The sequence below is a fragment of the Streptomyces sp. NPDC087300 genome, from assembly GCF_044744425.1.
GTDB lineage: Bacteria > Actinomycetota > Actinomycetes > Streptomycetales > Streptomycetaceae > Streptomyces.
Map to the genome: position 1 here is coordinate 1,073,207 of NZ_JBIUYI010000001.1, position 20,705 is coordinate 1,093,911.

General features: G+C 71.6%; 6 protein-coding genes. 2 read left to right on the forward strand and 4 right to left on the reverse strand.

The window, feature by feature from the left end; genetic code table 11:
* Positions 1-4: 4 nt before the first annotated feature.
* The 4 genes from ACIO9J_RS04370 to ACIO9J_RS04385 all read right to left on the reverse strand — a co-directional run bounded on the left by ACIO9J_RS04370 (position 5) and on the right by ACIO9J_RS04385 (position 12,782).
* A complete protein-coding gene (locus tag ACIO9J_RS04370) occupies positions 5-1,108 on the reverse strand; it encodes a Gfo/Idh/MocA family oxidoreductase (RefSeq protein WP_401992255.1) in 1,104 nt (367 codons plus the stop codon).
* Positions 1,105-6,636: an amino acid adenylation domain-containing protein gene (locus ACIO9J_RS04375; RefSeq protein WP_401992258.1), complete on the reverse strand. Its 5,532-nt coding sequence runs from the start codon at positions 6,634-6,636 to the stop codon at positions 1,105-1,107. Before ACIO9J_RS04375 ends, ACIO9J_RS04370 begins: the two co-directional genes overlap by 4 nt.
* Positions 6,633-11,255, reverse strand: a complete 4,623-nt coding sequence (locus tag ACIO9J_RS04380; protein WP_401992261.1) for an amino acid adenylation domain-containing protein — start codon at positions 11,253-11,255, stop codon at positions 6,633-6,635. Before ACIO9J_RS04380 ends, ACIO9J_RS04375 begins: the two co-directional genes overlap by 4 nt.
* Before the next feature lie 213 nt (positions 11,256-11,468).
* On the reverse strand, positions 11,469-12,782 hold the full coding sequence (locus ACIO9J_RS04385) for an MFS transporter (protein WP_401992264.1): 1,314 nt from the start codon (positions 12,780-12,782) through the stop codon (positions 11,469-11,471).
* Positions 12,783-13,215: 433 nt separating this feature from the next.
* Between ACIO9J_RS04385 and ACIO9J_RS04390 the strand changes: the two genes are divergently transcribed.
* On the forward strand, positions 13,216-19,563 hold the full coding sequence (locus ACIO9J_RS04390; protein WP_401992267.1) for an amino acid adenylation domain-containing protein: 6,348 nt from the start codon (positions 13,216-13,218) through the stop codon (positions 19,561-19,563).
* An 80-nt stretch (positions 19,564-19,643) separates the two neighbouring features.
* Positions 19,644-20,687 carry a MupA/Atu3671 family FMN-dependent luciferase-like monooxygenase gene (locus tag ACIO9J_RS04395; RefSeq protein WP_401992270.1) on the forward strand — a complete coding sequence of 348 codons (1,044 nt, stop codon included), beginning with the start codon at positions 19,644-19,646 and terminating at the stop codon, positions 20,685-20,687.
* Positions 20,688-20,705 lie beyond the last annotated feature (18 nt).

Sequence of the window (20,705 nt, forward strand, 5' to 3'; positions counted from 1 at the left end):
CTTGTCACCCTGCCTCCGCTGGTTCACCGGAGACCGACAGCAAGTCCGCGGCGGTGATCGGAGGGCCGGTGCGGGGACTGCTCGCCTGCGGGAACCCCAGTGCGTCCGTGAGCTCCTGCCAGGCGTGGGCCACCGTCAGATGCCGCTGGGCACCCTGAAGTGGATCGCCGCCCGCGGCCATGCGCGCCCCCAGCTGGTCCAAGGCGCGCAGGACACCTTCCGGCCACACCTCTTCCAGGACCGACCCCCACGCCGGTGCCTCGATGGGTCCCAGTACCTCGGCGCTGGCCTCCGGCACGTCACCTGCCCGGGGCCCTGCCCCGCCAGGACCGGCGAGGAACCGCCCCACGGCATCCGAGGGAACCCGCAGGACGGGGCTCCAGATGACCGGGCCGTGGGTACTGACCAGGGTCAGGTTGCCCGCGTCCGTACCGACGGTGACGCGGTGCAGCAACAGACTGCTGCTGTCGTCTCCGGGCTCCATCCGGTTCTCCACACGCAGCGTCAACGGCACTCCGGCAACCGTCGCGTCCACAGCGGAGAGTGGGCGCCCCGCGCCGTCCGGGGGCGCGGTGAGGGACCAAGGACGGACGCCGTCAAAGACCTCGCTCAGGATGTCCAGGAGGTCGAAGGAGACCTGCACGGCGCACATGGCGTCCACGAACACCGCGGGCCGCCGCGCCACCAGGCGTCGTGCCGCGGCGATGAAGCGGCGCACGGGCTCGAGGTGGGGGTAGAAGGTGTTCAGTTGATATTGCGTCCCCGTCCTTCGCGCGGTGCGCAGGCAGTCCGCCAACTCGCTGGGGTGGACGGGGTGTTCCTGCAGCACGTGTATCCCACGCTCCATCAGCCGGGTGGCCAGCTCCACGCCCTGGCCACCCCCGACCCCGCTGGACACGACGACGCAGGCGACGTCCACGCCGTCAGGCAGCTGGTCGACCGACGCGTACAGCGGAACCCCGTACTCCTCGGCGAGGGACACGGATCTCGCGCTGCCCTGCGCGACGATGCCGACGAGCCGATACCTCTCCGGGCAGCGGCGGAGTGCCGACAGATACACCTGCCCGAACCGTGTGCCGCACACCACGACCCGCAGGGGGGCGCTCATCGCCGCACCCCGGCACGTGCCGTGATCGCCTCGGCGGTCCGTGACACGTGCGGCGCCTGGATGCACGTGAAGTGGTCACCGGGCACGTCGACGACCGTGAACTCACCCAGACACAAGTCCTTCCAGAAGTGCGTCATGTCGTCCGCGAAGCCGGGGATGAAGTGCGTGGGCGCCAGAGGTCGAAGGAAGGTGATGTCCCCCGCATACGGCAGCGGCTCATAGCGGGTGACCGCCTCTACGGTGTGCGCGAAGACGCGGTGCAGAGCGGTCACATGGCGAACGTCGCCCAGGCCCGCCTCGGTCGCGGCGAGCTCCCGGTACAGACCGTCCTCGCGCTCGTCGTCCGTGAGCTTCTCCAACGCTCGGAAGCGCTCGGCGACGGAATCCAGCCGCTCGTCCCCACCGACGCGCGCCAGGGCACCGGGCTCCAGCGACCGGGGAGAGCGGTGCAGGGCCGCCGACAGGGCCTTCCCCATGTCACTCTCGTCCACGGGCCAACCGAGCGTTCCCAGGTCCCCTCCCATGACACGGGCGAAGGCGTAGTCGACCATGAGCGGGTCGCGCAGCCGATACGGGATGCGGTAGCTGGAGACCACGGTCAGGCGCCGTACGTCGGCTCCGCCCTCGCTCAGCGCGCGGGCCAGCTCTGCGGCGATCAGCCCTCCGGAGCAGTAGCCCACGATCTCCACGTCGCGATGCCCTGCGGCCAGCACCTCACGCGCGTATCCGGCGGCCAGGTCCTCCACCACTCGCTCCGGCGCGATTCCGAGATAGCCGTCACTGTCAGGTACCGCGAGTCCCAACAGGGTTCCGTCTTGGGCGAGTTCACGGATCAACGGACGGTACGGCGCGAGGGTGCCGAGGCCCTCGTGCACCAGTACCCGCACCGGGCCCCGTCCTGAGCCTCCCAGATCGACGAGGGACGACGGCCTGCCCTCAAGGGGCCTCCCGCGCCCACTCGGTTCCCCGCTCCCATCGGCCGGCGCCTCGATCCGGGCGGCCAAGCCCGCGACAGTGGGCGTGTTCAGGAGGGTGCGCAGCAGGACGTCGAAGGTGACGGCCGACGCCTCGGGCACCAGCTCACGCACCCTGCCCACCAACCGCGCCGCCAGCAGGGAGTCACCCCCCGCGTCGAAGAATCCCTGGTGTCGGGACGGGAGTTCGCCACCCAGCAGTTCCGCCCAGAGTTCAGCCACGCGTCGTTCCACACCGGGCCGGGGCGGTTCAGCCGCCCGGTCCGCGGTTCGCTCGCCGCGCTGCGGCACCCAGCCGAGCAGACGCTTGCGGTCCACCTTGCCGTTCGACGTCAACGGCAGTGCGTCGACGACCTGGAGGTGCGCGGGAATCATGTAGGCAGGCAGCCGATCGGCCACCCATTGAGTGATCTCCTCGGGGTGGGTCACCACCCGGTCCTGCTTGAAGGAGGCCGCCAGCACGGACTGGCCCAGCTCCGCGAACGGATCGTCTGCGTCCGACAGTACGAGTACCTCGGACGCGCCCGCGTCCGTGAGGAGGTCACGCCACTGATCCTCGTGGACGAACAGGTTCCCCCGCTCACGCCGCGCATCCTCGGGTTCCTCCATCATGAACGCCTGTGTCGCGGTGATCTCCGGGTGTTCCCGCACCATCTCGAGCAGGCACAACCAGCCCTGCGGGGCGAGCAGTGCGCGCAGCCGGGAGATCACCTGCGGGGTGTCCCGTGCGTTGTTGAGAGCTCCAGCACTCACGATGACGTCGAAGGAGTTGGGGAGCAGGCCCTGTGCACGCGCGTCTGCGTTCATGTCGAACAGGCCGAAACGCACCCCCGGACGGGCTCCGAACCGCTCCCTGGCGTCCGCGAGGAAGTACTCCGAGACGTCGGTGAACAAGTAGTCCACCGGCCGGTCCCCCAGTGCGTCCAGGACCGGTCCCGTGGCCGCCCCGATGCCACCGCCGACCTCGAGCACCCGCAGCGGCCGACCGCCCTGCTTCCCGTGCGCCGCGCCGCGTACGGCGGCACCGAGCGTCGCCAGTAGGCGCCGTGAGGCGAGGTTGTCGGCGTACCAGGCACGCGCGATCTCCTGGCTGCCACCGGGAAAGAACAGCCTTACGGCCTCCTCTTCTCCCCGCAGGAGAGCGGGCAGCGCGTCCGAGTGCGCTCGGAAGTACGCCAGCAGGCTGGGCGGGCAGACATCGTCATGGGCGTGGGCCGCGAGTTCCTTCCAGGCACGGCTCACCTCGGCCGTGTCCGGTGCCCGAAGTCCTTGCCAGGTGTCAGTGGCCGGTTCGTGTCGTACGTACCCGGCCGTCGCCAGGGCCGAGAGCCAGCGCCGCAGCAACCCCAGGTGTGACTCGGCCACCCGCAGCCGACGGCTGAGCTCTGCCTCCGACCGGGCCGTGGCGCCGTCCGCGAAAAGTCCGGACACAGCCAGCGTCTCAGCCATGGACAGCAGGAAGGCACGGTTCAAGGTGCGCACATACGCGCGTACTTGCTCCGCGGTGGGAGCGTCCGGCGGGAGCGGCACGGCCGACTGGGCTGCGGCCTCGTTCTGCACGGCCAGCGCGGCCGACTCCTCCGGCGGATCCATCCGGACGGCGGGTTCCACGAAGGCGATGAGCGAACGCTCGAGCACGTCCGCGTCCTCCACCAGGACGGCGCTGGAACCGACGGCCGGGTGTTCGCCGAGGACGGAGTCGATCTCGCCGAGTTCGATGCGGTGCCCGCGGATCTTGACCTGCTGATCGGCGCGGCCGAGGAACTCGATCTCGCCATCGGGAAGATAGCGGCCCAGGTCACCGGTGCGGTAGAGCCGTTCACCTGTCTCCGGATGCCGTGGAAAGCGTTCCAGGGTGCGCTCGCGGTCATTGAGGTAACCCTCCGCCAGACCGGTGCCCGCGATGTACAGTTCGCCGGCGACCAGGTCCGGGCGGTCGCGGAGCGCGCCGTCGAGCACGTGGAAACGCTGGTTGGCGAGCGGAGTGCCGTAGGGAATGCTCCGCCACTGCGGCTCGACGGAGCGAATGGGCCGGTAGATCGACCAGATCGCGGCCTCCGTCGCTCCCCCCAGGCTGACCAGTTCGGCACAGTTCAGATGTCGGCCCACGTGCTCGGGCAGGGCGAGCGGAATCCAGTCGCCCGACAGCATCGCGAGCCGCACCTGGTGGAGTGCTCGCGGTTCCGCGTCCAGATAGTGCGCCAGCATCTGCAGCTGAGCGGGAACGGAGTTCCAGAGCGTGACGCCATGGCGTTGCATCAACTCGGCCCAGTGCGAGGGGTCACCGCGGCGGGCGGATTCGGGCAGCACCAGGGCGGCGCCGAGGGCGGGCGGCCCGAACAGGTCGTAGACGGACAGGTCGAAGCCCAGTGCGGCGAGGCCGAGCACCTTGTCCGAGTCACTGACCGCGAAGCGCTCGTTGATGTCGTGCACGGTGTTCGCGGCGGCTCTGTGACTGATCATCACGCCCTTGGGCTCGCCGGTCGAACCCGACGTGTGAATGACATAGGCGAGGTCACCTGAAGCAACCGCGCTCGCATCAGGCAGCTCCGCGGGCGCCAGCGGCTCAGCGCCCGTCACATCCACGGGCCGGACCGCAGCCGGCAGCGTCCGGCTCAGACTCTCGTCCGAGAGCACCGCGTAGCGAGCGCCGCAGCCATTCAGGATGCGGTCGCGCCGCGCTTGGGGCTGGCCCACATCCACGGGTACGTACGCGCCGCCGGCCAACAGAACGCCCAGGACGCCGATGGCCTGATCGCGTCCCTTGTCCATGAGCACGGCAACGAAGTCCCCGGGGCGGCATCCCACCGCGTGCAGCTCGCGCGCCACCCAGGCCGCCCGGCCCAGCCAGTCCTCGTAGGTCATCGACCCGGTCGCGTCGATCACAGCCGTGGCGCCGGGGAACTTCCTCGCGTACTCCACCAGTGGTGCGTGCAACAGACCACCGGGTTCCGGTGCCGCGGTGGCGTTGACGGCGTCTCTTCGGGACCGCTGGTACTCCGGCAGTCCCAGCGGGTCGACCTCGCGCCAGGGAGCGTCCTCCTCCGCGATGCGATGCAGCAGGCGAGAGAACGCCGCGAACATGTCGTCCACCAGACCGTCGGGGAAGACCCCTTCCCTGACGTCCCAGTTCACTTCCAGACCTCCGAACTGGTCGGTGGCCTGGCAGTCGATCCACACCTGCGGTGTCTGGCTGATTCCGTAGACCGGCCGCAAGTTCTCAGCGCCGGCGACGGATCGGTCCGCGACACCGATGCCTCCGGTGAAGACCACCGGCATCAGTGCGGCTTCGCGCCCCCGGCGGCGGGCCAGCTCGCGCAGCACCTCGACTCCCCCACAGAGCCTGTGATCGAGATCCTCGAAGAGCCGCTCACCCACGCCGCGCGCCCGCTCGGCGAAGGACGCTCGTGCCGACTGGTCCACGCCCAGCAGGCTGACGGAGGTGAAGTCTCCGAGCAGCCGGTCCACATCCGGATGCAGCGGCATGCGATTGAGGATGGTCAGCCCCAGGCAGAACCGCTCCGTGGCGCTCCAGCGGCCGATCGTCTCGGCATACGCGGCGAGCACCGCGTTGGCCGGGCTGCTGCCGTGTCCCGCGGCACGCTTCTTCAGCGCCCGCCACGCCTCAGCACTCAGCGACGTACCGAGACGGCGGAAGCGGGGCGGCACGTCGGCCGGGTCATGGCCCTCGGTCAACGGCAGGGCCGGAGCGGCCGGCAACTCGTCGAGCCGGTTCCACCAGTAGGCACGATCACGCTCGTAGCGCTCCGTGTCGCGCAGGCGGCGTTCGGCGCAGACGTAATCGCGGAACGTCGCGTCGACGGGCGGTAGTTCACAGTCGGGCTGCTCGCATCGCCGGTCCAATTCGGAGAGCAGCAGCTGGATGCTGATCCAGTCCAGCACCATGAAGTCCATCGACAGGTGCAGCAGGCTGTGGTCCGTCGTCCGCGTCAACCTCAGCTCGTACATGGGGCGTTCGCCCGCGGGGTGAACCCGGTGCGACAGCTCGTCACGGACGGCGGCAAGCGTGGCGGACACCGATTCGTCCGAGGCGCCCCGTACGTCGGTGACCCGGATACCGGTGTCCGAGAGTGCTGGGGCGATGCGCTGGGTCCCGTCGGGCGAGATGACCGAACGCAGCATGCCGTGGCGCTCGACCAGGCCGTCCCACGCGTGCTGCAGACGCTCGGGGTCGAGGTCGGCGGAACGCCGGAACTCCAGGTAGATGTGGCAGGAGACGCCTCCGTAGTCAAAGGCATCGTCCCGGCCGAGCAGGTACGCGGACTGGATGTCCGTCAGCGCGAAGGGCTCGTGACGGGACTCCGGCTCGGCCACCCAGACGGGCTCGCGGGCGGCGGAGCCGTCGGTACGGACTCCGTCCGGTGCCGCCCCGTCGGGCAATTCGGCGAGGAGCTGGTCCTTGCAGCGGCGCAGGGCCGCGAGGCGCTCCTCCGTCATGACGCCGCGCGGTGCCCGGAACCGCAGTTGCTCGCCCTCTCGCCAGACACGGATCCCGGCGGTCTTGAACTCTTCGACCAGTTGGCTGGGGTTCACAGCACACCTTCCTCGAAGTCACCACCGGCGGCGTACGACCCCGGCATCTCGTCGTGGTCCGTGGACAGCAGACTCTCGATCAGCGCGCTCAAGCCGGCGACGGTCGGCGCACGCATCACATCGCGCATGGGAAGTTCGACGCCCAGGGCCGTGTGCACCTCCGTGACCAGGCGGGTGGCGAGGAGGCTGTCACCGCCCAGCACGAAGAAGCTCTCGTCACGTCCCACCGAAGTCAGACCGAGCAGGTCGGCCCACAACCCGGCGACCGACTGCTCCGTGGCGCCTCGAGGCGGGTCGGACTCCTCGCGGGAGCGCGGGGACATGGATGCCAGGACGTCCTGCACCCGCTGCCGGTCGACCTTGCCGTTGGCGCTCAGGGGCAGCGCGGGAAGCACCGCGAAGTGGGCAGGAACCATGTGGCCGGGCAACCGTTCGGCCGTCCACCGACGGAGTTCGTCCGGATCGACCCCGGCCGCTCCGTGGGGCCGGCGAGCGGTCAGCAGGACTTCGCCCGTCGCGTGAGAGCGCACCACCCGGATGTCGACGAGTCCGGCGACCGCGCAGGCCCGTGCCCACTCCGCTCCGGAAGGCAGCCAGGTCTTGCCCGGCCCACCGTGCTGAAGCCGACCCGCCTGTGCCTCCAGCGGCAGGGCGACCACCAGAGCGAGCGGGGACAGGCGGGTGCGCTCCAGCACATGCAGTCGGCCGCCTGGCTTGAGCAACAGTGCCATGGTCATCGCGGCGGATTCGGAGGTCGGCATCCGGTGCAGCACGTTGTTGGCCACGACGGCGTCATAGGCATGCACACGTTCGGCGGGTACCGCGGAGCTGCTTTGGTGCACGGTGCGCACCCGGTGTCCCGAATCCGCCAGCCGTGCCTCGGCCGTGCCCAGGTGCGCCGTCGAGGTGCCGAGCAAGGTGTAGTCGACCGTGCCGGGTTCCAGCCCTGCGAGAAGACGCGCGGCGCCGAGCCCGCTCGTCGCGTCCCACTCGGCGATCGCCGGCACACCCGTGCCGTCGCACAGCGACGCTCGCAGGTCGGCCGCGACGGCCGCCACGCACTCCCTGACCGCGGGCATGGCGTCGTTGAGCCCCTCCGGTGACAGCACCGGGTCGTCCAACAGCACCGAGGCGTGCGCCTCGCCGCCCAACACCGCTGTCAGGACGGGTCCCGCCCAGGCCAGCGCGGTGGCCACGGGCTCCAGATGGGTGCCTCGCGCCCGGTCACGCAGCCGCTGCGCCCGTCCTTGGTCGCGAGTCTCCGCCCAGCGCGCACCTGGGCGGACAGCGCGGCCGTCTCGGCGCACCACGTCGGTCCCGGCCAGATGAGCGATCCAGGCCTCCAGCACAGGCCGCTGCTCCTCCGTCACCGACAGCGTCTGTGCGGTGCCGGGCGCGGCCACGACCATCGGCGAGAGAACCTCGGCCAGCAGAACGTCGACCAGGTGGTGTTCGAGCGCTTCGGCGTCCGTCGTCGCGGCGGCCGGGTCCACGGTGAGGGCCCGGCCCGCGGCCTGGGCAGAGGCGTCCGCCTCGTGAGTGATGACTCCCTCGTTCTGCATGACGCGCTCGACCACGGCCGCGGTCAGCTCGTTGCGGCGCTCTCCGGCCCGCACGACGACGGCGCTCGCGACCTCGGGGTGCCCCTGGAGGCCGGCTTCGATCTCGCCGAGTTCGACGCGGAAGCCATTGATCTTGACCTGATGGTCCAACCGCCCCAAGAACTCCAGGTTTCCGTCCGGCCAATAGCGGCCGAGGTCCCCCGTGCGATACCACCGCTCGTCGTGGTGCTCGACGAAGCTCTCGGCCGTCAACCCGGGTGCACCTCGATAGCCCAGGGCTACGCCGGCGCCGCCGATCCACAGCTCGCCCGGCACCCAGTCCGGGCAGTCCCGGCCCCGACCGTCCACGACGCGGAATCTCTGGTTGCGCAGGGGTTTCCCGTACGGGATCGACCGCCAGTGCTCAGGTATGTCGGCGACCTCGTACGCGTTGGACCAGATCGCCGCCTCAGTGGCGCCACCGAGCCCGACGAGCTGACATCGCCCGGCGGTCGCGGAAGCGAGCCGGCCGGGCAGATCCATGCCGATCCAGTCGCCTGACAGCAGGGCCAGGCGCATCGACGCCGGCAGCTCCGCCTCGGCCGTGGCGGTGAGCAGCATGTCCAGGAGCGCGGGCACGCTGTTCCACACCGTCACTTCGTGCCGGGAGCACAGGCTCAGCCAACGGCTCGCGTCCCGCCGGTCGGACTCGTCCACCAGGACGAGAGCGCCACCCACGGCCAGCGGCCCGAAGATGTCCCATACCGACAGGTCGAAATCGAGTGCCGAGACAGCCAGTACGCGGTCGCTCGACGAGACGGCGAACCGCTCGCAGATGTCCTCGACGGTGTTGATCGCGGCCCGGTGACTCACCTCGACACCCTTGGGCGCGCCGGTGGAACCCGAAGTGAAGATGACGTAGGCCGTGTCGTCCGGCTCCGCACGCAGCGGCGCGTCGAGCGGTTCCGCGCGCAGCGCCTCGGCGACGGACAGGACGGGGGTCGCCGTTCCGGCTGAGCGCGAGAGAGAGCCGCCGACCAGAACAAGCGCGGCGCCACTCGTCTCCAGGATCCGGGCACACCGTGCCTCGGGCTGATCGACGCCTATGGGCACGTAGGTGGCGCCCGCCGCGAGGATGCCGAGCACGGCGGCGATCTGATCCGGGCCCTTGGGGACGGTGACGGCCACGGTCGAGCCACGCCCGACGCCCTGTCCCTCCAGCGCCGCGCCAATACGCAGGGCTTGTTCGGCGAGTTCGCCATGGGTCAGCTGCCCGGTGTCGCCCCACCTCAGTGCGGTCTGCCGGGGCCTGCTCCGCGCCGAGTCGAAGAATGCCGAATGCAGGAGGTGTCCGCTCTCCTCTCTGCAGGCGGAGTTCACCTCGTCGCGCCGTGTCCGCTGTGCAGCGGGCAACGCGAGGCACGGGGCGGTCCGCAGCTCCCCGGCCACAAGGTCACCGAGCAACTTGGCGTACGCGGACATCATCGCGTCCAGCACACCCGCCGGGAAGAGTTCCTCCACGGCGTCCCAGGCCAGCAGCAGGCCGCCGGCCCTGGTCCGGTAGACCTGGTGGTCGAGCCAGACCTGGGGAGTCTGGGACACCATCCAGGTCAGCTCTCCGAACTGTGTGGCGCAGGCATCGGGCACCAGGGGCGCGTCCAGGTTGCAGGCGAAGACCACCGGCGCGCCGCGCGGCGAGTCGGTGTCGGCGCGGACAAAATCGCGCAGCACATCCACCCCCGTGTAGGCGGAGTGCGCCACGTCCTCATGCAATTGCTTCTGCACGGCCAGGGACCGCTCGGCGAAGGTGCCGCCACGGGTCAGGTCGACCTCCAGCAGGACGAGGCTCGTGAAGTCGGCGACGACGCGCTCGATCTGCGGGTGTGCCTCGACGTCACGGTCGAAGAGCGGCAGATTGAGCAGGAACCTCTCCTCGCCGCTCCACCGCGCGAGGACCTCGGAGAAGGCGGTTGCCATCAGCACAGCCGGTGTGATGCCGGCCCTTGCCGCCTTCCCTTGCAGGGTGCTCCACGCTTCTGGTGACAGTTCATGGGTCCGGCGCACGAAGCGGACAGCCTCGATGTCCGCGGGCTCGACGGCCAGTGGCAGCCGAGGGCCTCCCGGCATTTCGGGCAGCCGACGCTGCCAGTACGCCCGCGCGGCCTCACGCTCGACGTTCCTGCTCCCGGCCTGCTCGGCCAGGTATTCGCCAAAGGTGTACGTCAGTTCCGGCACGGCCGAGGGGTCCTCGTACAGTGCGGCCAGGTCCGCGAGGAGCAGCCGGATGCTGTGGACATCGGCGACCAGCAGGTCGACGTTGACGTGGATCCGGTCACGGGACCCGCGCAGCCGACTCAGCTGCACGTCCAGGACGTCACCCGCACCCACGTTCAGGCGACGGTGCGAGAGCCCGTCGCGCAGGAGGTCCAGCTCCTGGTCGGCGGCCTCCGCCGGGTGAGCGCGGAAGTCGTGGACGGTCAGGCCGGCCCAAGGAGACCGCGTCAGCACACGCTGGGTCGCGTCCGATTCGAACCGGGCCCGCAGCATGGGGTGTCGGTCCAGAAGGGCGCGCACCGCGGACTCGAGACACTGGGCATCGACGTCAAGGGCATCAATCTCCAGATAGGCGTGGCAGCCCACACCACCGAGCGGTTGGTCGCTTCTGCGACCGATCCAGTACGCCTGCTGCACGGCGGTGAGCGGGAAGCCGCTGCCCTCGTCGGTGGACGATCGCGTACCGGGACCCCTGTGCTCATCCACGGCGGACGCGAGCTTGTCCGGCACTGGGGCGGTGAACCCGTCCGAGCCCTTCAGCAGCGCACACCATGCCGACAGACGAGGATCATCCGCCAGCTGTGCGAAGTCGACCCGGCTGCCGGAACGGTTCAGACGGTTCGTGAGCCGCATCAACTGCAACGACTGGAGCCCCAGTTCGATGAGGTTGACGTCGTCGTCCGCAGGACTCAGTTCCGCGCCCAGCAGACGAGAGACCTCCCCCCGCAGAACCTCCGGTTCCCAAAGGGGCGCCGCTGCGGCGGCGGCCTCGGCGGGCCGGGGCGACATGCTCTCCTGTGACATCCCTCAACTCCGGTTCGTCGGTCTGATGCGAGCGCCTCTCCGCCCCCTCTGCAGTGCAAAGGTTGGACTCAGGGGCAACCGAAGGCCCGAATCAGCCTCACATCCGCAGCTGGGCAGAGTCTGGATGCCTTCTGGGCAGCGCCGAGCGGGATGACCAGGCAACGTGTGTCGAAACGGGAGCAGCCCATCCGCCGCGACGACGGCCGTCCGCGCTCAGGCGCGCGCCGACGCCGCGGGGAAGTCGCGGAGCGTGCGGAGCGGGGCGCCGAGCAGGAAGCCGTTCGCCGCGACGAGGGCGGTGGTCACGATCAACATCGTCGGGCGCGCGCCGAGGAGCGAGCCGAGGGCGCCGCCGAGCAGCGCGCCGAGCGGGATGGTGCCGTAGTTGAGGAACAGCGTGGTCGCCGTGACCCGGCCCAGCATCTCGGGCGGGCAGTACGACTGGCGGAAGCTGACGATGATGACGTTGCAGGCCACCACCCCCGCGAGTACGACGACGGAGCCCACCGCGAACAGCGCGAGGCCCGCGCCCGGCCGGGTCAGCGGGATGAGCAGCCCGAAGGGCGATGCGGTGAGCTGGACGACGAGCAGCCCCCTGGCGGTGCCGAGCCACCGGGTGAGCCGTCCCGCGAGCAGTCCGCCCGCGATGCCGCCCACTCCCCCGAAGGCGACCAGCGCGCCGAGCGTGCCGGAGTCGACGCCCACGGAGCGGACGAGGAAGACGACGAGGACCGCCTGGTAGCCGGCCAGGGCCAGATTCACCGCCGCGCCGTACGCGGTGAGGATCCGCACGTGCGGATCGCGCAGCACGAAGCGCAGGCCCGCGGAGATCTCGGCGCGCAGTCGGCGCCCTGACCTGACGGCGGGGCGGGGCTCGACGCCGCGCACGGCGAGCAGGCACATCGAGGAGACGACGAACGAGAAGGCGTCGAGCAGCAGGCCGCTCGCGCTTCCCACCGTCTGCGCGAGGAGTCCGCCGACGCCGGGCCCCGCCACCTTCGCGGCCTGCTCGCTGCCCTGCAACTTCGCGTTGCCCTCCATGAGTTCGGACGTGTCGACCAGGGACGGCAGGTACGCGGAGTACGCCGTGGAGAAGAAGACGGCGGCCGTGCCCGAGAGCAGCGCGACGGCCACCAGGTGCCAGATGCCGAGGACGCCGAGCCAGGCCGCGACCGGCACGCTCGCGAACAGGACGGCGGAGACCGCGTTGGCGCAGAGCATCACCGGGCGGCGGGGCAGTTGGTCGACCCAGGCGCCCGCGGGCAGGCCGATCAGCAGCCAGGGCAGCCAGGTCGCCGCCGTCAGGAGGCCGAGCAGGAACGCCGGGGCGTCGAGCGTGGTGACCGCGACGACGGGCAGCAGGACGGAGGTGACGCTCGTGCCGAATTTACTGGTGGTCTCCCCGATCAGGAGCAGCCGGAAGTTCCGGTGGAACAACAGGCTCCGGCTTTTCGCCGACCGTGCGCCGCCGGGCGGGGAGGGCTCGTCGACCACGCCGGGAACGTCGGCGGCACCCTCGTCGCTCATGGCGCGCGACCCCTTCGCAGAAGTCGTTCCGACCGGGATTCGCGCGATCATACAAGATCGGATTTTTGAATACCAGTGTGGGAATTCAACGACCGCCGCCCTAGGATTATTCGCGCTCGTCACCGCAGTAACACGCCTTGGGTGAAAGCGAGTCGATTTCGGATGGCGCATCCGTTTGGGACGTTTGGGAATGGATTCGGCCGGCCCCCGGCCCTCATGAATGGCGGGGTTCCGCGCGCTGTCCGAGCGCGGGAATTGAGCATTCCTCTTTACTCGGGGGTCACTGGGGTCACTCGCGGGTCGGCGCCGCAGCACGCGCCCTATTCGGCTCCGCGCTAGCGAAGGGCCGTACGCGCGTCCCGCGATTCGCGGCGGCCGCGACGCGGCAGCGGCCATGGTTCCACCTCACGAACGAGAGCCCGAGGAGCCCTCCGTGACAGGCAGCGCGACCGATCTCCTGAGCCGATTCCACCGAGGGGCCGCCCGGCACCCCGGTCGCATCGCCGTCGCCACGCCGACCGAGCGCCTCACGTATGCCCAACTGGCCGTCCGGGTAAATGAGCTGGCCACCGCGCTGCGCCGCGCGGGTGTGACGCCCGGATCCGCCGTGGCGGTGTGTCTCCCCCGGCGCCCCGACCTCGTCGCGGCGCTGCTCGCCGTCTGGCAGGTCGGCGCGGCCCAGGTCCCGCTCGACCCCGCCCATCCCGCCGGACGCCTGCGGCTGCTCGTCGAGGACTCCGGTGCGCGCGCGGTCGTCGTGGCGGGCGGCCACGTTGACCCCGATGCCTGGCCGCCGAGGGCCCGCGTCCTCGAAATCGACATCGACATCGACATCGACATCGACATAAGCCTCTCCTCGGAAGCGACGCCCTACGGAACGGCAGGACCACGGACGACATCCATCGCGTCCGTCCCCTGGTCGGCCCCCGCGTACATCCTCCCCACCTCCGGCACCACCGGCCGCCCCAGGGGCGTGACCGTCACCCGGCGCAACGTCGCCCATCTGGTCCGCGCCTTGGAGGAGAGCGGGGTCTATCCCCCGGAGCCCGCCCGCGTGGCGTGGAACGCCGGGCCGGGGTTCGACGCGTCGGTCCAGCAGTGGGTCCGGGTCTGCCGGGGCGACACGCTGATCCTGCCGACGGACGAACTCCGTGCTGAGCCAGGCCTGTTCACCGACTTCCTGCGCGCCCAGGGTGCCACCGACCTGGACGCCACCCCGTCGCACTGGGCAGTGCTCCGCCCGTATCTGCCGACGGGGGACGGCGCGGACGGGCCCGCGTTGCGGCTCTTCCTCGGTGGTGAGCCCGTGCCGCCCGCCATGTGGGCCGACCTGACCGAACTGTCGCGGCAGGGCCGGGTGAGCGCGGTCAATCTGTACGGGCCCACGGAGTGCACCGTCGACGCGACGGCCGCCCGCGTCACGGGGGCGGGACCGCACATCGGGTCGGCCCTGCCCGGCGTACGGACCCTGGTCCTCGACGACCGGTTGCGCCCGGTGCGCGAGGGGGAGGCCGGTGAGCTGTATCTGGCCGGTGCCGGGGTCGCCCAGGGGTACGCGGGTCTCCCGGGCGCGACGGCGGCGCGGTTCGTGGCCGATCCGCTGGGGCCCGCGGGCGGCCGGATGTACCGGACGGGCGATCGCGTACGGCCGCTGTCCGGTGGGGTGTTCGCCTATCTGGGCCGTACCGACGACCAGGTCAAGGTGCGCGGCCACCGGATCGAACCGGCCGAGATCGAGGCGGTCGTCGGCCGCCATCCCGCCGTCACGAGGGCGGTGGTCACCACGCGCAGGGACCCGTACGGGGACCGTCGCCTCCTCGCGTACGTCACCGCGACCCCGCCCGCGCCCCACGGACTGTCCGACACGTTGCGCGCGCACTGTGCCGCGCGGCTGCCCGAGGCGATGGTGCCGTCGGCCTTCGTCGTCCTCGACGCCTTCCCGCTGACGCCGAACGGCAAGACGGACCGCTCGGCGCTGCCCGCCCCGGCCCCCGAGGTCACCACCCCCGGCACCCCGTCGCACGCGCCGCGCACGGCGAGGGAACGGACGCTGCGCGCCCTCTTCGCCGAGCTGCTCGACGCGCCACGGATCGGCGCCGACACCGGGTTCTTCGCTGCGGGCGGCCACTCCCTGCTCGCCATGCGGCTCGTGGGCAGGGTCCGGGCCGACCTGGGCGCGGAGCTGACGGTGCGCGACGTCTTCGAGGCGCCGACGCCGGTGGCCCTCGCGCGGCGCGTGGACGCCGCGATGGCCGTACTCGCCGGCGGAGCAGAGGTCGGCGCCGGATCTGAGGGACGCGGTCGCCCTGTGCCCACCCGTTCCCGGCCCCCGCTGCGCCGGGCGCCCCGCCCCGCCCTGCTGCCGCTCTCCCGCGCCCAGCACCGGCTGTGGTTCCTCGACCGGCTGGCAGGGCCGAACTCCACGTACAACGAGCCGATGGCCTTCCGCCTGACGGGCGCCCTGGACGTGCCCGCCCTGCGGTCCGCGCTGCGGGACGTCGTGGCGCGCCACGAGTCGCTGCGCACGGTCTTCCGCGAGCACGCGGGCGAACCCGCGCAGCACGTCCTGGCGCCGGAGGCCGTGCGCTTGGACCTGCCGGTGCACGAGATACGCGCCGCGGAGCTGGCCGAGCGGCTGGGTACGATCGTCGCTCTCCCCTTCGATCTCGTGGCCGAACCACCGCTGCGCGCCGCCCTGTTCGCGACGGGACCCGACACCCACGTACTGCTACTCGTCACCCATCACATCGCCAGCGACGGCTGGTCGCTCCGGCCGCTCGCCCGGGACCTGGCCACGGCCTACCGGGCGCGGCGCGCGAGCACCGCGCCGGACTGGCCCGAACTCCCGGTCCAGTACGCCGACTTCACCCTCTGGCAGCGCGCCGTCATGGACGGTGGTGACGGCCCGGACGAACCGCCGAGCCGACAGCTCGCGTACTGGACCGACGCGCTCAAGGGGCTCCCGGACGCCCTGTCGCTGCCCGTCGACGGACCACGGCCCGCCACGGCGGCCCATCGGGGCGGTGCCGTGCCCCTGGCCTGCGGCGCGGATCTGCACCGCGCACTCGTGGAGCTGGCGCGGAACAACGGCTGCACGCTCTTCATGGTGGTGCAGGCGGCCCTCGCCACGGTGCTGACCGGGCTCGGCGCGGGGCACGACATCCCGGTCGGTGCGGTGGTGGCGGGGCGCGGCGAGCCCGCGCTCGACGATCTGGTCGGCTTCTTCGTGAACACGCTGGTGCTCAGGACGGACACCTCGGGCGACCCGTCGTTCGAGAAGCTGCTCGCGCGGGTGCGGGACACCGATCTCGCCGCGTTCGAGCACCAGGACCTGCCCTTCGACCAGCTCGTCGAAGCGCTCAACCCGCCACGCGTGACGGGCCGTCAGCCGCTCTTCCAGGTACTGCTCGCCTTCCAGAACAACGCCGTTCCCGTATGGGACTTGGCGGGCACGGACATGCGGACGGAGGCCGTGGAGCCGCGCACCGCCAAGTTCGACCTGTCGTTCTCGGTCGCCGAACTGCGCGCCGACGACGGCACGCCGGGCGGTCTCGACGGCCACCTCCAGTACTCCGCCGACCTGTTCCGCCCCGCCACGGCCGAGGCGATCGCCGCCCGGCTGATGGCCACGTTACGGACGGCGGCAGCCGAACCAGGCCTGGCCATCGGAGAGTTCGCCGCGCGGGCGGGCCGGGACGTGTTGACCGTGACCGCCGGATGTGAGGCGCGGCAGAGACACGACGGAGCTGGCGACGGGGACGGGGACGGTGTGGAAGCGCAGTCGTTCATCGGCCTCTTCGAGGGGCTGGCCGCGCGGGCCCCGGACCGTACCGCCGTCCTCTTCGAGCAGGAACGTGTCTCGTACGCCGAACTCGACGCCCGCGCCGCAGGGTTGGCCCGTCGGCTGCGCTCCCGGGGCGTCGGACCCGAAACGGTCGTCGCCTCGGCCGTGCCCCGGTCCCCCGACCTCGTCGTCGCGGTGCTCGCGGTCCTCAAGGCGGGTGCCGCCTATCTGCCGGTGGATCCCACGCACCCGGCCGACCGCATCGCGTACGTCCTCGGCGACGCCGCTCCCGCGCTGCTCCTCGTGACTCCGGGGACCGAGGCCGCCTGCGCCACGGCTCGGGGCGTGCCCCGGCTCGTCCTGGACCCGGCGGAGACCGGCGCTGCGGAGCGGGAGACACCGGCGACCGGCCGCCATAGCGGCTCCGGGTCCGGGTCCGTGCACCCGGAACATCCCGCGTACCTGATCTACACCTCCGGTTCCACCGGCCGCCCCAAGGGTGTCGTGGTGACGCGCTCCGGCCTCGACAATCTCGTCGCCCACGAACTGCGCACGATGGCGGTGCGACCGACGAGCCGGGTGCTCCAGTTCGCCTCGTCCGGCTTCGACGCGTTCTTCTGGGAGCTGACCCTGGCGCTGTCCGCAGGGGCCGCGCTCGTCATGGCCCCCGCCCGCCGGCTGCTCCCCGGGCCTGGGCTGCTGGACGTCGTCGACGAACACGGCGTCACCCACGCCACACTCACCCCTTCCGTACTCCGCGCGCTGCCGCCCGGCGCCCTGTCCGGCGTCGGCAGCCTGGTCGCCGCCGGTGAGGCGCTCGGCGCGGCGGAGGCCGGGCGGTGGGCGCGGGGCCGGACCTTGATCAACGCGTACGGGCCGACCGAGACGACGGTGTGCGCCACCATGAGCCGCCCGCTGCCGGAGTCCCCGACGGGCACGGCTCCGCCGCCGATCGGCGGTCCGATCCGCCGTACGCGCCTGTACGTGCTCGACGAGCGGCTGCGCCCCGCGCCGGACGGCGTGGTCGGCGAGCTGTACGTCGCGGGGGCCGGGCTCGCCCGGGGATACGCGGGCCGGTTCAGCCTTACCGCCGAGCGGTTCGTCGCGGACCCGTTCGGGCCGCCCGGGTCCCGGATGTACCGGACCGGTGATCTCGTGCGCCGCACCACCGATGGCGAACTGGAGTTCGCCGGGCGCGCCGACGACCAGGTCAAGGTGCGGGGCTTCCGCATCGAACCCGGCGAGATCGAGGCGCTGCTCGCCGGTCATCCGCACGTCTCGGGCACGGCGGTCGCCGTACGGGAGGACCGGGACGGCGACCGCAGGATCGTCGGCTACGTCGTACGGGACGGCGGCGCTGCCCCGCCGGGCACGCCGACGGACGGCGAGCGGGTCGCCGACTGGCGGCGCATCCACGACGCGGTGCCGGCCGATGCGGCGCCCGCGCCCTTCGGTGAGGACTTCGCCGGGTGGCACAGCGGGTACGACGGGACCGCCCTGCCGCTCGGCGAGCTGCGGCAGTGGCGGGACGAGACGCTGCGCCGCATCCGGTCGCTGCGCCCTCGCCGCATCCTCGAACTGGGCGTGGGCAGCGGCCTGTTGCTCGCCCATCTGGCTCCCGAGGCGGACTCCTACTGGGGGCTCGACCTCTCGCCGCGCGCGATCGAACGTCTCCGGCGGCACATCGTCGAGCGGCCCGCGCTCGCCGACCGCGTCGTCCTGCGCGATCAGCAGGCCGACGACGACACCGGCATCCCCCAGGGGCACTTCGACGTGGTGGTGCTCAATTCCGTGGCGCAGTACTTCCCCAGTGGCGATTACCTCGTCCGGGTCCTGCGGCACGCGGCGCGGGCGCTGGCTCCCGGCGGTTCGGTGTTCCTCGGCGACGTACGGCATCTGGGGCTCCTCGACTGCTTCCACGCGGCGGGGGCGGCGCGCAGGAGCGGTGCGGTGCCGGGCGGCCCCGCGCATCGGCAGGCCACCGAGCGGAGCATCGCCAGGGAACCGGAGCTCCTGGTCGACCCGGGGTTCTTCGGCGCGCTCGTCGCCTCCCCCGGTCCCTTCACCGCGTGCGACGTACGGCTGAAACGCGGCGGTGACCACAACGAACTGACCCGCTACCGGTACGACGTCGTGCTGCGCACCGGACCGAGCGCTGCCGCAGGTCCGGCGCCGGAGGAGCGGGCCTGGGGCGCGGACGTGCGCTCGCTCGACGACGTCCGCGCGCTCCTGCGCGACCGGCCCGCAGGCCGCCTCCGGATCACCGGGATCCCCAACGCTCGGCTCACCGCCGACCTGGCGGCCGTGGGGCAGGGGCACGCCGACGCGGTGGACCCCGAGGAACTCGCGCGGCTCGGCGAGGCACTGGGCCGTGAGGTCGTGCCGCGCTGGTCGGGGGTGGCGGGACCGGCGTGCTTCGACGCGGAGTTCGGGGGCGGAGGCTTCGGGGGCGGGGAGCTCGGGGCGGAGGATGCCGAGGACGTCCGCGGCTCGCAGGCTCAGGCCGAACACCGGCTCGATGTCGCGCGCTACGTCAACGTCCCCTCGGCCGCCTCCGCCGACGCGCTGCTCAAGGACGCGGTGACGCGCCACGCCCGCGCCTTCCTGCCCGCGTACATGGTGCCCTCGGCGATCGTCGTCCTGGACCGTCTGCCGCTGACCCCGCACGGCAAGCTCGACCGCGCCGCGCTGCCCGATCCACGACCCGGCGGGGACGCCGCGAGCCGTCCGCCGCGGACGCCACCGGAGGAGTCCCTGTGCCGGATGTACGCGGAGGTGCTCGGGCTCGACGCGGTGGGCATCGACGACAGCTTCTTCGAACTCGGCGGCCATTCGCTGCTCGTCACCCGACTGGTGAGCCGCATCCGCGCCGAGTTCGGCGTCGAGGTGCCGGTCGGTGCGGTCTTCGACACCCCGCGCGTCGCCGACCTGGTGACGCGTCTCGCCGGTGCCCGCAAGGCGCGGCCCGCGCTGCGCCGGATGCGCCGGCGTGACTGAGGGACCGTGCCGTCGCCGACCGCACGCCCCGGACCACTGCGCCCGCCCGCCCGGCGGACGCCGAACGACAAGGGTGCCCCATGGACTTCAGCCTCTTCTACTTCGCGGACGACAGCGGCCCTGCGGGGGACGCGGGACGGTACGAGCTGCTCCTTGAAGGGGCGCGCTTCGCGGACCGGAACGGGTTTCGCGCGGTGTGGACGCCGGAGCGGCACTTCCACGCCTTCGGCGGGCTCTATCCGAACCCGGCCGTGGTCGGCGCGGCGCTCGCCACCGTCACCGAGAACATCGCCATCAGGGCGGGCAGCGTGGTGGCTCCCCTGCACCATCCGGTCCGGATCGCCGAGGAGTGGTCGGTGGTGGACAACCTGTCCGGGGGCCGGGTCGGCATCTCGTTCGCCTCCGGTTGGCATCCCGTGGACTTCGCGCTGGGGCGGGCGTCCTACGGCGAACGCAAGCGCGTGCTGCTGGACAGCGTCCGGCAGGTGCGGGGCCTGTGGCGCGGCGAGAGCCACGAGGTGACGGACGGGAACGGGCTGCCCGCCACCGTGCGGGTCTTCCCGCCGCCGGTCCAGCGCGAACTGCCGGTGTGGGTGACGAGCGCCGGGGACGCGGGCACGTTCCGCGCGGCCGCCGAGGCCAGGGCGGGTGTGCTGACCCATCTGCTCCATCAGGACGTCGACGACCTCGCCGCCAAGATCGCCGAGTACCGTGCGGTGGCGCGCGCGGCGCACGGGGGCTGGGACGGACACGTCGTACTGATGCTGCACACGTTCGTCGGGGAGAGCCGCGACGAGGTGCGCGAGACCGTGCGCGGGCCGCTGACGGAGTACTTGAAGAGCTCGGTCCACCTCATCACCCGGTCATTCGGCGAGACCGATCCCGATTTCGATCCCGACGACCTCGACGAGGAAGACGTCGAGTTCATCATCTCCCAGTCGTTCGACACCTACTTCGGCGAACGGGGGCTCTTCGGCACGGTGGCCGAGGCGGCACGGACGGTGGAAAGGCTCCGCGCCGTCGGCGTGGACGAGATTGCCTGCCTGATTGATTTCGGCGTGGACACCAAGACCGTACTGAGCGGATTGCGTTATGTGAACGCGCTTCGCGAAGCGTGCGCATAAGGCTGGGAGGCCGAGGCA

Coding starts and splice junctions, on each gene's coding strand:
- ACIO9J_RS04370 (WP_401992255.1), bottom strand. CDS start 1,108: ATGAGCGCCCCCCTGCGGGTCGTGGTGTGCGGCACACGGTTCGGGCAG.
- ACIO9J_RS04380 (WP_401992261.1), bottom strand. CDS start 11,255: ATGTCACAGGAGAGCATGTCGCCCCGGCCCGCCGAGGCCGCCGCCGCA.
- ACIO9J_RS04385 (WP_401992264.1), bottom strand. CDS start 12,782: ATGAGCGACGAGGGTGCCGCCGACGTTCCCGGCGTGGTCGACGAGCCC.
- ACIO9J_RS04395 (WP_401992270.1), top strand. CDS start 19,644: ATGGACTTCAGCCTCTTCTACTTCGCGGACGACAGCGGCCCTGCGGGG.